Raw genomic sequence first — 14,007 nt, forward strand, 5'->3', positions numbered from 1 at the left:
ATTAAGCCTGTTTAATTAAGAAGAGAGAGTTATGTGCCAGAATCCATATTTTCCTGCAGCGGATAAAATCAGCGCAGAAGAGCAGACCAGAATACAGCAATCTGCAGAATTCAAATTACTCGGTGAAATGGTTAAAGAGATTTTATGTTCTGATAAAACGCTCAACCGTAAGGCCTTGTGTATTTCTTTGCTTTCGCGGCTTGATCACTGTACCGATCCAGCAGAAAAAATGCATTACGATAATCTTTTTAGTTTGCTGTTAGGGCGGATTCAGGCAGCCTGACGTTAGTCATTGCCCTCGCCGATCATCACTTACCGAATCTTCTTTTTTGTACTCACACTGATACATCTGTATGGCGTGATATCGCTTTCGCTAAAGATGTTTTCACGTATTTCGATCGTTTTCTTTCGATATGTCTGCGTTTATCTGTTTCTCAGGCATTAACGGCCTGATGCCAAACCGCGCGCTTTGGCAGAACACAGGCTTCTGCTTTTCGCCGCATTAATTGCACAAAAAAATCATCAAGGTCAGACCACTCCCGGAAATTATGGACTATGCTCCTCTTATAACGTGTCCAGAAATAGGGAAATATGATGAAAAAAATGGTTGTTGCTGCTGCAGTCCTGACTTCACTTTTAGCCGTAACCGGCTGCTCGTCTAACCAGGCGATTAAAACGACTGATGGCCGCACCATTATTACCAGTGGCAAACCACAGGTAGACAGCGATACCGGACTGGTATCGTATGAGAACGCGCAAACCGGCAAAACTGAGCAGATCAATCGTGATCAGATCACGAACATGAGCGAACTGAATAACTGATCCATCTATCAAGGAGAGCACAATGAAGAAAGTTATTTTACTTCCTGTAGCAGCGGTTATTGCCCTGTCCGCCCTTACCGGCTGTACCCGTACCAGCTACGCTATTCATACCAATGATGGTCGTACAATTGTCAGCGACGGCAAACCGAAAGAAGCAGAGTCAGGACTGCTGGGCTATGTTGATGCTAACGGCGTTAAACAACAAATTAACAAAGCTGATGTGAAAGAAGTTTCCGAGATCCCACGCTCATAATTCGCGTAATATCACCGATAAGCCCGCGCAACTGCCGCGGGCTTTTTTTATTGCTATCAGGCTTGTTTTGGCTGACCGTTTGATGCCGTTAAACCGCCATCAACCGGCAGGTTAGCGCCCGTTATATAGCGGGCATCATCGCTGGCAATAAAGGCAATCGCGCTCGCAATGTCATCAGCTTCTCCCGCACGACGCAGTGGAATACGATCGTAAAAGCGCGCCAGTAACGCTTCATCCTGTTTTGCATTTTCAGTTAAATCGGTAAATGTAAAACCGGGACAGATAGCATTGACTCTTACGCCGTCTGAACCGTAATCCATTGCCAGCGCGCGCGTAAAGTTGGTTACGGCGCCTTTAGCCGCGTTATATACACTCATACCCCAGTCTCCGCCAAGTCCGGAAACGGAAGAGATGTTAACGACGTTGCCTTTAGTTTTCAGCAGGGCTGGCATAAAGTAGTGCGTACAGTAGTAGACGCCATCCAGATCGGTGCCCATGAGCGTCTTCCAGTCTTCAGGCGAAACTTCGTGGATCTTACCCTGAACAATACTGCCCGCATTGTTTACCAGTACATCCGCACGCCCGTAGTGCTGGCTAACCTTTTCACTCAGCTGCCTGACCTGCTCTGCATCTGAGACATCGCATGGAACAACAAGATGTTTGCCAGCAGGTAAAGCCTCTTTGACTTTTTGCAGCTTCTCTTCTGTTCTTCCCACCAGTACAACTGACGCGCCCTCAGCAGCAAAACGTTGTGCTGACGCAGCGCCAATACCTGATCCTGCACCAGTGATAACGACAACTTTATCTGCAAACCGTGACATGATTTCTCCTTATCTGATGGAAATGACCTTCCTAAGCCTGGCAAGCTCTCGTCAGTCATCAAGCAAAACCTACGTTTTAGGATGACTCTCAACGGAGAAAGCACGAAAAACAGACAAAACTTATAACAATGCCAACAGTGAGATGGAGCGACATTTGAACAATCAGCAGAGTACATTTCACCTGGCACAGAAAAACGATAGTGCAGAAATCAGCCAGCTCTTACAGCAAAACATCGCGTTATTACAGGGAATATTTAGTCAGGAAAGGGTATGCGAGCTGCTCAGTAATAGTGCAACCTGGGCGCTGCTGGTAAGGCAAAAATCACGACTGCAGGGCGTATTGTTTACTCAGGACAATGCAGCAAATACGCCTGACATTATCACTGCCATGCTTAGCGCCTGGCCTGCAGGCAGACATTGCTGGATTTACGGTCCGATCTGTATCGCTACGCAGTCTCGCGGAAAAGGCCTCTCAGAAGCGCTTTTCGCGCGCGCATGTCGTCACTATGGTTCGCGTAAGCCCGTGCTTTTTGTCAGGCATGACAATATCGCCTCTCTTAAAGCGCACATACGCCTTGGCCTGCAGCCGGTAGCGCAATTTAGTTATGACAATCAACAGTTCATTGTTCTGAGCCAGGTTGATAAGGCATCTGCAACAATGAAGATCACCTGAAAAATATGATTAAAAAAAGTGATGTAAACAGGAAATGTAAATATAAGCCAATTCTTAGGAAACGATTTCATACCTCAAAAAACAGTCATAATTCAACACCTTAAATAATTAGCAAGCTAACTATATACCTGGCATGTAAATTTTTTTACTAAGCGAGCCGGAAAAAAATGACAAATTTCTCTATCATTAACATGTTCAGTGAGAAATCCAACTACGCACTGAGCTGAGTAACTCCTACCTTGCCTCCTCGCGGAGGCATTTTTTTTTGCCTGTTAAGGCGCACGCCTCCCCCGCCTCTGACCAGGTAATACATTTCTGTAAATCGCTTAAACGCGGCGCAATTGGTTTACCACACTATTTTATGCTGGTCCGATGAGCATGGCAGTTTTTCATCGGGTTTCGCGCTGAAACCCGTTTTCCGCTGACTTGTCATCTATAATTTATGAGCCAGCTTATTCTGGCAAACAACACACAGGATGCGTTTTCAGCGAGAGAAATCCTATTCAACATTTTGTTAGCCCGCCCTGCGCGGGTTTTTTTTTGCAGCATGTGAGAGTCAGCCTGGTGGTAATAGTCTGCAGAATTTTCATTGGCTAAAAAGCATTCGATCAAAAAATTCTGCTACCTGATTTGGAAAATTTCAAAATATATCCGGCAAATTCTGCCGTTACGCCTACAGTAAGTGTTGAGGTTATCACGCAATCGTAAAGGAGGTTTGTTTGTCTATTCAACACGACGAGATAGGTCATGTCATTATCGGCGAAGCGGCACTCAGCCTTGCGTTGAGCGAAAAAAAGATCAGCGTTCGTTCACTGATTAATGAGCTCGAATTAATGGCGAATGCGGGTGGCAGCGATGCCCGTCTTATTGAGATCTCAGAGGCCAGAAGCTGGCTGAGAAGTTTTGATAAACCTGAGCACGCTGTACCGTACGTGCCCTATTTGCAGACACTGACAAGCCTGAACGACGAAAAGAACTGACGCCTATGGACGTAGTCCGGCTCCGGCTGGAAGACGACGATAAAGATAACCTTATCGGTTACGCGCAAGTGTTTACCGGCCGGAGAAACTGTCAGGGACGACACCTCCGCTCTGCTACCCTGCATATAGGCAGGCGCATACAGCATCATTTCCGGTTACACGCTTTCCTGCTGTGCCAGCTTATCATTCTTCGCTAATTTATCATCACACCCACTCCGGTTTTCAGGGAGGTCTTTTGGAACGAAATACAGCGGATAACCTTATGCCCATTACCCTGCCTGATACGCACTTTAACCAGATTCTGAGTCGTGAAGCGCCAAATCGGGATGATACCAGCGCTTTTCTGGCAGACGATCCCCGTGCATTCACACTGCCAGGCTTTATTGTGCCGTTTGGTTATGCTCTGTATGTCTGTCCGGAAGATAAACAATACCGGCTGGTTACCCAGGAAAAGAGACCGGAAACGGTCTATGCGGTAAGGCTGGAAGAAACCAGGGATTATACTTCTCCTCTGCGCGCCTGCATTCAGATTATGGTCTGGCGCACGCGTCAGCCTCAACATGAACAGGCCGTGCATGGACTGGCACGCCGTTTTTTTTGTTATTTCCTGCATACACGTTCAATTATTATTACTGACAGTGCCCAGACTAATGCGGCAAAGGTTATGTGGGAAAGCATGATTGCCTGGGCATTGCGCGATCGGGATCATTATGTCTATGTATGGGATGGCACCCGCCACGACAGGCTGCTGGTACCCGTCTCTGACTGGCAGGAATTTTGCGAACACTGGGTAACATTTTGCTGGGGCAGCCAGCCTGACAGCCATTTACAGCGCAGAATTATCATCAGCACGGTTTCCCTCGCTCCCGAAAACCCCGAACAGTAGCTCCCCTTCTCTGTGAGCCGCGTAAAATTTTGCCTGCTAACGCAGAGCGGGTATGTCGTAAGCGTGCCAGGCTTAACATGGGTATAAAATCGCAGCAGCGATATACAGGTACTTTCAGCGTGGCCGTGCAGCAAAGCCTATCCCGGCACTGCCCGATACGGGCCGCAAAAGTGAAATTTTCAGCTGATGTAATTCTGGCTCAGATTATTACCTTACGGAAAAGCGGCAATAACGGTCAGTATTCAGAGAGTTAATACAATGCTCAGGCCCGATCAAAAAAGGCGCATAGTCTTAAAAGCGAGCTTGTGTTAACCGTGTTTGGTTTTTTATCACGCTGACCAGCGTGTAATGATGACCGATCAATCTATTCCGGAAATGGCGTGCAACGCGTGAGCCGCTGCAAAAGTTGAACAAGAAGAAAATAAATAACATTAATTTTTTTTAAGATTATTCTGCCTTCAGTCAGTTTACACTGCGGCATCAGAATGATGTTGCACGCTATCAGTGCGTTACAAACCTGCATTTCATAGTCATTAAATATGTTTCGCCCCTGAGCTTAGCTGATTATTTATAACGTATTGTAGAAATATTGCTGCTCATTACACTTTAAAACCATTACAAACCATGATGAGGAGAGATGAAGTGTTGTTTCATGAAAAGGTAATAGGTCATGTCATTATTGGCGAAGCGACGTTGAATCTGGCACTGGGCGATGGGGATATCAGCGTTCAGGCTCTGATCGCTGAGCTGGGTCGTATGGCAGAGACAGAAGAGAATGATGAGCGTCTGGCACAAATTGCAGATGCCAGAAGCTGGCTGAAAAATTTTGTACAGCCTGAACGACTACACAAAACGCATACACAATGGCAGCTTCAGGCAAAGCGTCATGAGCAAACAACCTTGCCAGCTAAACCGACGCCTTTCACGACGGGCGACGATGACGACAATTAACACATTTTATCGGAACAACCTTATACAGACCCATACGCTGAACCTGTACAAAGATAGAGTGAGATTTTTGTTCTGGCAGGAATCAATGCAAATCATTGATTTGTAATACAAAAAACAAATATCGCGGTAAAACTGACAAAAGAAGGGCAGAAAAAGCTGTACAAGTAAAAGTTAGTTGTATAACTTTACCCTTGTCAGCACAACTTACTTATCTCAAAGAGGCTAACTATGCGTCAGAATATGGTACAGCACCCATCATCCGCTAGTGATATCGCTAACTATTTTAGTAAAGCATCCACTCTGAGCCAGCAGGAAACGCTGGGACAACTGGTTGTTGAAATTCTGACCTCAGGTAAAAACCTCAATCGCAAAGCGCTATGTACAAAGCTGCTTGGTCGTCTTGAAGCAGCAACCAGCGCTGAAGAAGAGCAGCATTATCAGGCACTGATTGGATTGTTGTTTGATCGTTAATATTGCGTAAATATGAGTTAGTGCATCTGGCGGGCAAGCATGATTACCGCTTTGCGGCAGGCCTCACGAACATCCTGCCCTGTCGCTGTCTCACCCATCTGATGCAGCGCAGTAGTAATATCATGCAGAGTCAGATGCTCATCCGGCTTAAGAAGGCGCGCTACGACCGTTCCGATAACGGCGTAGATATCTTCGGCGGTTGCGTCATTTTTCACATGACCTCCGTCCGTAGGTGGATAAGCATACAGTTTAACAGAAATTGTTCCCGGGGAACAATTTAGCGTCAGACTGTGGGAAATCTTTGATTGTGGTCAATTTTAATGCATTTTGCCACGCGCAGGTCGTCTGTCAGATTCAGTGATAATCGCTTTTTCAGATGCCCTTACCTGCATTTCACGTCTGACTTCATCGATAGCGCGCAATGCGGCACGGATGCGATCCTCATCGGTCTCTTTATCCAGGCCAACACGCAGGCGATCAAGTAAAGCAGTCCATGAAATAGCCGCATTGGCATCAAGTAAATCAGTCACGGCCTCACCGATTAAAATTTCAGTCAGTTTTTCTTCAAATTCTTTTTTCATGATGTGTCCGCCTGCAGGTTCGGGGTCGCAAAGTTTAACACAGAATTTTCGTGTGTAACCCTGTACCGCAATGAGCCTGAGCGTTTCGTATAAATTTCACTGATTTACCGTATTCATGATGCCAGAAAACGCCCTTACTGGCGGAGATGAAAGTCTGACCGAAAGAAGCCTGGCTAAAAAAAATGACCGGCTGCATTGATGATGCGCCGGTCGGTCAGAGTGATGCAGATGCAGAGAATGGCGCTACATCGCTTCGCGATATTCCGGCCACGACACGGCTGTACCCTGTGGCGTAAAGAGCGCCCCCTGGAAATCGATGACGCCTGCAGCCTCAAGCCACATCCACTCTTCAGGCTGTTCAATGCCAGATGCAATGACATTAATTTCAAGGGCTGAACAACATTTGATAATAGCCTGCACGACGGCCTGCTTAGGACCGCTACGGTGTACATCACGAATAATCCCGGATGCAATACGCACGCGATCGGGCTGTACATGTGTCAGCAGTGAAAGTCCGGCAGAGCCATCACCGAAATTATCAATCGACAGGCTGATGCCCGCCTGCTTGAGCTGCTTGACCGCTTCAGTAAAGTCGTTCAGGCCCGGGATAACTTCTGTTTCACTGACGCCCAAAATAATCTGCTCTGGCACCAGCCCGGCGCTTTTAATCGCATCCGTAATGGTATCGACCGCGTTTGGCACCGCAACCAGTGTCATCGGCAGAATACTTAAATAGAGCGTCATGCCATCCGGACAGGCTTTACCCGCTTTCATCAGCGCCATACGTACAGCGTTCAGATTTGCACTGTATTTATCTTCATCTTCACCTGCACTCTCCTGACTGTCGGAGATGGCCTCCAGCGCGGTGATTTCACGGCCAAGTGGATCGACCACCGGGCGGAAATGGATGCCGTGCTCTTCCTGAAGCGACCCTGTCATATCGGGGATAAAGTCCCACAGATCGGCTGGCAGCACTTCAAAATAGTTCTCTTTTTCCCGCGATTCCACAAAGGTGCGCAGGAACTGCAGGCCCCGGTCGTCATAGGTCAGCTGGAAGCGTGACGTACCGCGATCCAGTACCGCCTGAAGTACGGTTGACTGGTCATGTTCGCGCAGGTCAAACAGTTCCATTCCGGAATTACCGAAACGGCGATAAGGTGAGTAGTCACGCATAAGTTCAACCACATTGTGATGACGGCGGTCAGCACAGATGCGATTGTAGATCGTCATAACACCCTCTTCAGGTCCCTCAAGGATCTGAAAGAAATGCGTACCGTTAAAGAGCAGAATACCGGTAATCTGGTGCGACGCATTCAGGAGACTCGCCTTCTCAACCATACCCGGCAAAATTTTGACAGGCACATCAGCGGAGATGTGACTACGGTAAATGATTGTGGTTAGCATTAAATACTCCAGTTTACGTGAGTGTACCTGTCTACTTTATCAGCCGGCGGCAGCTACGTATAATGCTGTCTGAAATTATCTGGCTGAATTACTGTAAATATTAAATCCATGATTCCAGAAAAAACCAGCAGAAAATGCACAAAATTGCCTCTTTTCAGAATCATAGAGAAGCATAGTAAATAAGCGAAACGGGGTGGAATTGTAGTCTGCTGCCGGAAATTTTTTTGGCAAATGGTGTTGGTTCACGACGTTTGTTTGCGTTTTTTTCTCTGTAAACAGATGCGGGACGCGCCCGCATCCTTGAAAAGATCAGACCGTATGGAAAACAGCCACCAGCTGACGTAAACGTGAGGCTCGTTCTGCAAGGTCGCCAGCCGAAGAAGCTGACTCCTCAACCAGCGCTGCGTTTTGCTGTGTAACCTGATCCATCTGGTTTACTGCAATATTAATTTGCGAAATCCCGCTGCTCTGCTCATGAGAAGAGGCAGAGATATCCCGGATGAGCTGCGCTGTCTGACCGATGGCCTCTACGCTCTGTTTCACCTTGTCACCTGCATCTCTGGCCATCACTATCCCCTCTTCAGCGTGACCAACAGATTGCGCAATCAGTTCTTTAATCTCTTTCGCAGCAGAAGCAGAACGTTGTGCCAGCGAGCGCACTTCAGATGCGACGACGGCAAATCCCTTGCCCGATTCACCCGCTCTGGCTGCTTCTACTGCGGCATTCAGCGCCAGAATATTTGTCTGAAAAGCAATGCTGTCAATGACGCTGGTTATCTCTTCAATTTTTGCCGAGCTGCCCCGGATACGTCCCATGGTTTCCATTACCGAGGACATCGCCTGTCCGCTGAGTGATGAAGCCTGCGTTGCTGCTTCAGCCATAGTTGTAGCGTGGTGAGTATTTTCAGCGTTCTGGCTGATAATGGATGCCATCTGTTCCATACTGGCAGCGGTTTCTGCCAGGGATGCGGCCTGCTCTTCAGTGCGGGCAGAAAGATTTCCATTACCGTTTGCGATCTCTTCAGACGATGACGCTATAGTCAGCGCACTCTCCTTGATATCTGATACCAGACCGGCAAGATGCTGTTGCATATGCTGCAATGATTGCAGCAGTTGCCCCATCTCATTGCTGCCAGTGACATGAATCGGACAGGTCAGGTCGCCGGCTGCAACATGGCGGGCAGCGTTAACCGCCTCCTCCACCGGACGCGTCACCGAGCGGGATATCATAACGGCGACCCAGACAGCCAGTAACGCCACCGCGAAAAGTACCCCCAGCAGGCTGTATTGCGCATTACGGCGTGCATCAATTTGCTGATTCAGCATGATCGACAGCTGATCGGCGCTCTGTTTTCCCAGCGTGGAAAAGTTATTGATCGCCTCAGTGAATACCCGGACATACTCTGCCGGCGTGACGGTTTTGGTTTTGGATACAAAAATGGCATTGGCCAGCGCCAGTGCATCCTGTGCCTGCTGCACGGCGGTTGTATCCGCGCTGGCAAACAGCTGTTTTAATGCTGGTTCAATAGCAAAAACTTTATCCATATTATTGCTAAATTGCTCCAGCGCTACATTGCCATTTTGCAGCCGGAAATCCATCTGACTGAGCGCGACCTCTGATGTACCCGTGCCTGACGCAATCAGGGATGTGCCACTTGCCCTGATCTGCCCAAGGGTTTCTGTTAATAACGGCAACCGGTTGAAAATGCTGATAATCAGTTGATAGGTATTTAAGTCACTGTCCAGTGATAAGCCGTAAAAATCCAGGATGTCCTGGTTTGCTATTAACAATGTCTGGATCAGACTGGCATGACGGCTGAGGCTCTCTTCCAGTGAAAGGTGTTTATCACCAATCTCTGTCTGCAGTTTTTTCCACTCCCCGTCGGCTTTATTCAAACGCGCCAGCGGCTGTGCAGCCTCCGCGTTTTGGCCGAGTTCAGTGACAACACTGCTATAGAGCGAATCGATCTCCTCTGCCAGCGCCACACGCGAAGCACGAACTGAATCGTTGCTGGCAATAGCGATAGCACTTTCTGCCCGATGACGCTGGACCAGGTTAACCAGTGATAGCATCTTTTTTTCAACCGGTATGCCCGTAAGCTCAATTTTTTTAGCATCGATCGCCTGATTCCCGCTTTGAATAAACAGGCAGGTAGGAAATATAAATAATCCGAGCGCAAACAACCCCAGCAAAATAAACTTCGCTGGCAGATTGATCGTGTTTAGTATCTTTTTCATGCACTATTCCTGGGTGAGCCTAAAGAGATAAATTCCGAATGAAATATTTTTTATTAAACGCTTCAATTTAATCACCCATGCGTTATAAACGTTGCATCCGGGGCTGCAAGCTATTACCGCAAGGCGTGAATTCAAAAATTATAGATTGCTAACGGTTATTTTACAGAGGATATATTGACGATATATTCTTGCGTAACACCCAAAGTCAAATAAGTTAAAAACTATAAAAAACATAATGTTATAAAATAAGCTCGGGTTCCATAAAAAGCCAAAACCCCGTTATCTATCGAAAAAACTTATCTCAGAATAAAGCGTTAAAGTTTTAGCTACCTGCGCCGATAATCAGCGATTTCTTCTTCGGCAGGGAAAGTGGCGCACTCTGCCCTCAATTAAAATGGCGTCTCATTAAAATACCAGCCCTGACAAACAGAGCCGTCAGGACTGGAAATTACAAGTGTGTTAACCGTATGCCTTTAGCAACGTTTCTGCAGCGAGTTTGCCTAATGCATTCGCGGCATAAGGGCTGTCGCCGGTTATGACATTGCGATCGCGATGTACCGTACCCTTGATGTCTTCATTGATAATATGAATACCCATAGCGCGCAGCTTTTCACCAAAGTACCAGGCAAGATGACCTGGCATATAGCCTATTTCCGGCGTCTGCTTGTCAATCGCATCAGGGAAAGCACAGATTTCATAGCCCGTCAGCGGATTATCGGACTCTGTTAATGAAAGAAATGCCGCCGGGCCGTGACAGAGTGAGATCAGATAACGGTCATTTTCCAGCGTCCAGCGTAATAACGACGCCACCTCTTGACTCTCCGGTAAACCAATCAGCGCACCGTGTCCGCCCGGTATAAAAACAGCCGCGTAGTCGCTATGGGGCGAGAGGGTCGCTAACACATCGGCTAACCTGAGCGGGGAGCGAAAGGCTGGCTGGTAGCGCTGATAAAATTGTATTACCGCTTCATCCTGCTCCGGCATGGCCCAGTGTTCAAACTTTGCCATCTGACCGGAGAGCGTCGCAATGTCGAGGCCAAAGCCCGCCTGGTGCAGGTGATACATTGGCAGTAACGTTTCAACCGGATGATTGCCGGTTGAAAACAGCGTATCGTTAGCCAAAGACAGATAACGTTCATCAGTACACAGGACCAGAATTTTTTTGCTTCCGTCACCGGGCACCGGATAGTCAGCGCCGTCCAGATCGGATACCGGGCTGGTAAATTGATTGCGCGAGTAGTCTGAGGGGAAAAATGCGTCTGCCTCGGCACGATCGGCAACGGGTTTCCGGCTGAGTTCGTTCGTCATTTATGCTTCCTCTGTAAGTAAATACAGAGAAAAGCGTAGGTGAAAAACCGGCCTGGCTCACTGAGCCAATTCTGAATGCCGCTGCGCCTGTTATGATGCAGAGCACACCCGCACGCATAACTTATTGCGTCACAGCGGCAGGCACTTCCTCAACTAATACCAGCGGGCACCGCCGCACCCGGCAGGCCTGAGAATAGGCCAGCGCGCAGACTGCGCACAGGTCGCATACGTCGGATTCATACTCATACTCCATATAGTATCGAAAGCGACTGGTGTGAGTAGCAGTACGCCAGAAACGCTGCGGCTCCAGCAGTTCATCAAGTTGCCTGAAAGTCAGGGCTGACGGGTTGTGGTACCCGACTCTTACGCGATAAGTTGTCATGCTTCGATTATTGAATGACTTACCGCTGGCTGCAACCGGACACCGGTTTTCATTTCGATAGCTAAAATGTATCAGTCGCTACTTTTCCGGCTCGATCTCTTCAATTAACTCAGCATCCTGCTGACGTACGCTGCCTACCCGCGTGGTCACCGCATGCCAGCAAAAGGCGTCTTCGGGTTCAGCGGCTTCATGCGCGATCTCCTGGGCACGACGTGCGGATGTGCTGTTGCTCAGCCATTCATGAACGCCTTCTGCAGTCAGGACCAGCGGGCGGCGATCGTGAATATCGACCATGCCTTTATTGCTGGAAGCCGTCACTATGACAAAACCTTCGTGCCCCTGAGCGTGATTAAACGGTGCTTTGCCGATGGCAGCAAAAAATAGCGGCGTTTTGCGCTGGTGATAGATGAAAAACGGCTGCTTTTTCCCTTTCTCTCTTTTCCACTCGAACCAGCCATCAGCCGGTACTATCGCCCGCCCCTGTTCCCAGAGAGGTTTAAACATCCGCCCGCTGGCAGCGGTTTCGCTGCGGGCATTAATCAGAGGCTGCTTATGCCACCATTCCGGCCCATATCCCCAGTAGACGGGATCCAGCCGCAGCGCCTCTTCGCGCTCGCTGAGCAGTAATACGCGGGTACCTGGCGCGACATTGTAGCGCCCGATGGGCAATGGATCGTACTGGATCTCGTCCGGCGCAATACCGAGCGCCATAAAATAGTCATCTCTGCTGCTGTACTGCGCGAATCGTCCACACATATTGACCTCCGGCTGTAAGCATAGGCCAGTTTGTCACACCCGCGACAGCTACTGCGATTGCGCCGAGTTACATTGACATCAATTTAATTTGGTTCAATACTTGTCGCTGTCCGGGCGCAGCATGCGTTTTCCCTGTCGGCCAGCATCAGTTAAATGGATCGTGAATGTGTACTGATATAAATGATCAAAGCGGTAACAACGAGCGTCCGCTGTCTGACGCACCGGTAACCGTCGACCAGTTCCTCTGTTTTGCGCTCTACTCTGCATCACTCGCCATGACCAAGCTGTATCAGTCCCGGCTTAAACCGCTTGGACTTACTTATCCCCAGTATCTGGTATTACTGGCGCTGTGGGAAAAAGATGAGGTGACCGTCTCGGAGGTAGGTGCACGCGTGCGGCTCGATTCCGGCACGCTCAGCCAGTTATTGAAAAGACTTGAAGCAGCCGGTCTTATTGTGCGTAAACGCGATTCAGGCGGCGATGAACGCCGGGTACTTATTTTCCTGACTGATGAAGGGCAGCAGCTTAAAAGCAAAGCCGCCGGGGTGCCCGCCGATATGATTTCGGTGATGGATACCCCTTATGAAGAACTGCATGATCTTACCGTAAGGGTTGCAGCCCTGCGGGAAAAACTGCATCAGGCACTGCCCTGAACGCCTGACCCGACCCCGTCTGCTCAGGCCAAAACGTGTGCAGGTCGTATAATGGCAGCCATAAATACCGATTAATATGCAGAGGGATACCGCGTGAAACTCAGCGTTTTGGATAACAACAGTGCCATTCATGCCGCCATCGGGCGTACCGTGTCGTTTTTACGCAAATCCGGACAGCCTTTAAGTATTGACAACATTCTTGTGCATTTGCGGCAGCAGGAAAGTGAGGCGCTTGATGGGATGAAAGAGACCTATACAAGCGCTGTACGCGCTCTGACAGCCAGAGAGCAATAAGCCATTACAATGTGCTATGTGCCCCGACACTCAGTGTAACGTCTGATCATGAGAGGCCGCATCGATTATCGGGCAGTCTGCCCCCTGGATTTCCCGGATGGCAAAGTAGAGCGAACGAATTTTTGCTTCACTCTTTTCCGTTGCCAGCATCTCCTGCAGTCTGCTGAGCAGAGCATCATAAGAAACAGGTAACGCCTCTTCAAACAGCGCCATTACCGCCTCGCCTATTACTCTATCCACCCATTCATCATCATCTGCTTTGTTCATTCTGCGGTCGCCGGGTCAGTGTACATCTGGAAAAAAAGCTTTTAATACCGCTAAAAAGATACTACAAAATTTATGTCCATTCAGAAACAATCCGCAAGCAACGTCGGGCCAGGCCTGCATATTCCATTTAACCTGCTGATTAATAGCCAGTTAACCTGATACGTGAAATATTTTACTGCATGTTAAACGGGTTCGTTTCAGGATAAAGCGTAAGCGATCATCGGACCCGGTTTGCGTTTAACTCTGCACCATTACTGCCTTTATCGC

Annotated in this window: 19 protein-coding genes; 10 read left to right on the forward strand and 9 right to left on the reverse strand. The window is 48.5% G+C overall.

All coding sequences use genetic code 11. The features are described from left to right. Positions 1 to 31: 31 nt before the first annotated feature. From B3041_RS02505 to B3041_RS02515, 3 genes are all read left to right on the forward strand, one after another. The gene (locus tag B3041_RS02505) at positions 32 to 283 is read left to right on the forward strand and encodes a hypothetical protein (protein ID WP_065647591.1); all 252 of its coding nucleotides are present in this window, start codon (positions 32 to 34) and stop codon (positions 281 to 283) included. A gap of 311 nt (positions 284 to 594) precedes the next feature. Then, a complete protein-coding gene (locus B3041_RS02510) occupies positions 595 to 822 on the forward strand; it encodes a YgdI/YgdR family lipoprotein (protein WP_175540442.1) in 228 nt (75 codons plus the stop codon). Positions 823 to 844: 22 nt separating this feature from the next. Continuing rightward, the gene (locus B3041_RS02515) at positions 845 to 1,075 is read left to right on the forward strand and encodes a YgdI/YgdR family lipoprotein (protein ID WP_065647590.1); all 231 of its coding nucleotides are present in this window, start codon (positions 845 to 847) and stop codon (positions 1,073 to 1,075) included. A 56-nt stretch (positions 1,076 to 1,131) separates the two neighbouring features. Here the strand turns inward: B3041_RS02515 and B3041_RS02520 are convergent, their stop codons facing one another. After that, a complete protein-coding gene (locus B3041_RS02520) occupies positions 1,132 to 1,896 on the reverse strand; it encodes an SDR family NAD(P)-dependent oxidoreductase (protein WP_292968911.1) in 765 nt (254 codons plus the stop codon). A gap of 154 nt (positions 1,897 to 2,050) precedes the next feature. Between B3041_RS02520 and B3041_RS02525 the strand changes: the two genes are divergently transcribed. The 5 genes from B3041_RS02525 (at position 2,051) to ycgZ (ending at position 5,857) form a co-directional block, all read left to right on the forward strand. After that, positions 2,051 to 2,569 (forward strand): GNAT family N-acetyltransferase, encoded by a 519-nt coding sequence (locus B3041_RS02525; RefSeq protein ID WP_084798728.1) that lies wholly within the window; start codon positions 2,051 to 2,053, stop codon positions 2,567 to 2,569. 719 nt (positions 2,570 to 3,288) lie between these two features. Further along, on the forward strand, positions 3,289 to 3,549 hold the full coding sequence (locus B3041_RS02530; RefSeq protein WP_065647587.1) for a hypothetical protein: 261 nt from the start codon (positions 3,289 to 3,291) through the stop codon (positions 3,547 to 3,549). A gap of 235 nt (positions 3,550 to 3,784) precedes the next feature. Continuing rightward, positions 3,785 to 4,435, forward strand: coding sequence for a hypothetical protein (locus tag B3041_RS02535; RefSeq protein WP_292968915.1), 651 nt, complete (start codon positions 3,785 to 3,787; stop codon positions 4,433 to 4,435). A 642-nt stretch (positions 4,436 to 5,077) separates the two neighbouring features. Beyond that, positions 5,078 to 5,386 (forward strand): hypothetical protein, encoded by a 309-nt coding sequence (locus B3041_RS02540; RefSeq protein WP_292968917.1) that lies wholly within the window; start codon positions 5,078 to 5,080, stop codon positions 5,384 to 5,386. Between the two features lie 228 nt (positions 5,387 to 5,614). After that, positions 5,615 to 5,857, forward strand: a complete 243-nt coding sequence (gene ycgZ, locus B3041_RS02545; RefSeq protein ID WP_065647584.1) for a regulatory protein YcgZ — start codon at positions 5,615 to 5,617, stop codon at positions 5,855 to 5,857. Between the two features lie 17 nt (positions 5,858 to 5,874). Here ycgZ and B3041_RS02550 read toward each other — a convergent pair whose 3' ends face one another. The 7 genes from B3041_RS02550 to B3041_RS02580 all read right to left on the reverse strand — a co-directional run bounded on the left by B3041_RS02550 (position 5,875) and on the right by B3041_RS02580 (position 12,526). Beyond that, positions 5,875 to 6,072, reverse strand: a complete 198-nt coding sequence (locus B3041_RS02550) for a hypothetical protein (protein ID WP_292968920.1) — start codon at positions 6,070 to 6,072, stop codon at positions 5,875 to 5,877. A 102-nt stretch (positions 6,073 to 6,174) separates the two neighbouring features. Continuing rightward, the gene (locus tag B3041_RS02555; protein ID WP_292968922.1) at positions 6,175 to 6,438 is read right to left on the reverse strand and encodes a hypothetical protein; all 264 of its coding nucleotides are present in this window, start codon (positions 6,436 to 6,438) and stop codon (positions 6,175 to 6,177) included. Positions 6,439 to 6,681: 243 nt separating this feature from the next. Further along, positions 6,682 to 7,842, reverse strand: coding sequence for a diguanylate phosphodiesterase (locus tag B3041_RS02560; protein ID WP_065647581.1), 1,161 nt, complete (start codon positions 7,840 to 7,842; stop codon positions 6,682 to 6,684). A gap of 309 nt (positions 7,843 to 8,151) precedes the next feature. Continuing rightward, entirely contained in the window at positions 8,152 to 10,080 is a 1,929-nt protein-coding gene (locus B3041_RS02565) for a methyl-accepting chemotaxis protein (protein WP_292968925.1), read from the reverse strand. A 459-nt stretch (positions 10,081 to 10,539) separates the two neighbouring features. Further along, complete coding sequence (hchA, locus tag B3041_RS02570; RefSeq protein WP_292968927.1) at positions 10,540 to 11,388, reverse strand: glyoxalase III HchA; 849 nt, start codon at positions 11,386 to 11,388, stop codon at positions 10,540 to 10,542. 121 nt (positions 11,389 to 11,509) lie between these two features. Next, positions 11,510 to 11,770, reverse strand: a complete 261-nt coding sequence (locus B3041_RS02575; RefSeq protein ID WP_075050691.1) for a hypothetical protein — start codon at positions 11,768 to 11,770, stop codon at positions 11,510 to 11,512. A 78-nt stretch (positions 11,771 to 11,848) separates the two neighbouring features. Continuing rightward, positions 11,849 to 12,526 (reverse strand): SOS response-associated peptidase family protein, encoded by a 678-nt coding sequence (locus tag B3041_RS02580; protein ID WP_292968932.1) that lies wholly within the window; start codon positions 12,524 to 12,526, stop codon positions 11,849 to 11,851. Between the two features lie 164 nt (positions 12,527 to 12,690). On the opposite strand from B3041_RS02580, the gene B3041_RS02585 reads away from it, so the two are divergent. Continuing rightward, complete coding sequence (locus B3041_RS02585) at positions 12,691 to 13,179, forward strand: MarR family winged helix-turn-helix transcriptional regulator (RefSeq protein WP_065647577.1); 489 nt, start codon at positions 12,691 to 12,693, stop codon at positions 13,177 to 13,179. 93 nt (positions 13,180 to 13,272) lie between these two features. Then, positions 13,273 to 13,473 (forward strand): hypothetical protein, encoded by a 201-nt coding sequence (locus B3041_RS02590; protein ID WP_075050690.1) that lies wholly within the window; start codon positions 13,273 to 13,275, stop codon positions 13,471 to 13,473. A 30-nt stretch (positions 13,474 to 13,503) separates the two neighbouring features. Here B3041_RS02590 and B3041_RS02595 read toward each other — a convergent pair whose 3' ends face one another. After that, positions 13,504 to 13,740: a hypothetical protein gene (locus B3041_RS02595; RefSeq protein ID WP_065647576.1), complete on the reverse strand. Its 237-nt coding sequence runs from the start codon at positions 13,738 to 13,740 to the stop codon at positions 13,504 to 13,506. Positions 13,741 to 14,007: the final 267 nt, after the last annotated feature.

It is taken from the genome of Pantoea sp. UBA4549 (assembly GCF_002387285.1).
In the GTDB taxonomy this organism is placed as follows: domain Bacteria; phylum Pseudomonadota; class Gammaproteobacteria; order Enterobacterales; family Enterobacteriaceae; genus Pantoea; species Pantoea borealis.

Excerpts from the sequence above, each read along its gene's own strand:
- B3041_RS02565 (WP_292968925.1), bottom strand. The coding sequence starts at position 10,080 with ATGAAAAAGATACTAAACACGATCAATCTGCCAGCGAAGTTTATTTTG.
- B3041_RS02560 (WP_065647581.1), bottom strand. The coding sequence starts at position 7,842 with ATGCTAACCACAATCATTTACCGTAGTCACATCTCCGCTGATGTGCCT.
- B3041_RS02510 (WP_175540442.1), top strand. The coding sequence starts at position 595 with ATGAAAAAAATGGTTGTTGCTGCTGCAGTCCTGACTTCACTTTTAGCC.
- B3041_RS02585 (WP_065647577.1), top strand. The coding sequence starts at position 12,691 with ATGTGTACTGATATAAATGATCAAAGCGGTAACAACGAGCGTCCGCTG.
- B3041_RS02515 (WP_065647590.1), top strand. The coding sequence starts at position 845 with ATGAAGAAAGTTATTTTACTTCCTGTAGCAGCGGTTATTGCCCTGTCC.
- B3041_RS02595 (WP_065647576.1), bottom strand. The coding sequence starts at position 13,740 with ATGAACAAAGCAGATGATGATGAATGGGTGGATAGAGTAATAGGCGAG.
- B3041_RS02520 (WP_292968911.1), bottom strand. The coding sequence starts at position 1,896 with ATGTCACGGTTTGCAGATAAAGTTGTCGTTATCACTGGTGCAGGATCA.
- B3041_RS02505 (WP_065647591.1), top strand. The coding sequence starts at position 32 with ATGTGCCAGAATCCATATTTTCCTGCAGCGGATAAAATCAGCGCAGAA.
- hchA (WP_292968927.1), bottom strand. The coding sequence starts at position 11,388 with ATGACGAACGAACTCAGCCGGAAACCCGTTGCCGATCGTGCCGAGGCA.
- ycgZ (WP_065647584.1), top strand. The coding sequence starts at position 5,615 with ATGCGTCAGAATATGGTACAGCACCCATCATCCGCTAGTGATATCGCT.
- B3041_RS02575 (WP_075050691.1), bottom strand. The coding sequence starts at position 11,770 with ATGACAACTTATCGCGTAAGAGTCGGGTACCACAACCCGTCAGCCCTG.
- B3041_RS02580 (WP_292968932.1), bottom strand. The coding sequence starts at position 12,526 with ATGTGTGGACGATTCGCGCAGTACAGCAGCAGAGATGACTATTTTATG.
- B3041_RS02555 (WP_292968922.1), bottom strand. The coding sequence starts at position 6,438 with ATGAAAAAAGAATTTGAAGAAAAACTGACTGAAATTTTAATCGGTGAG.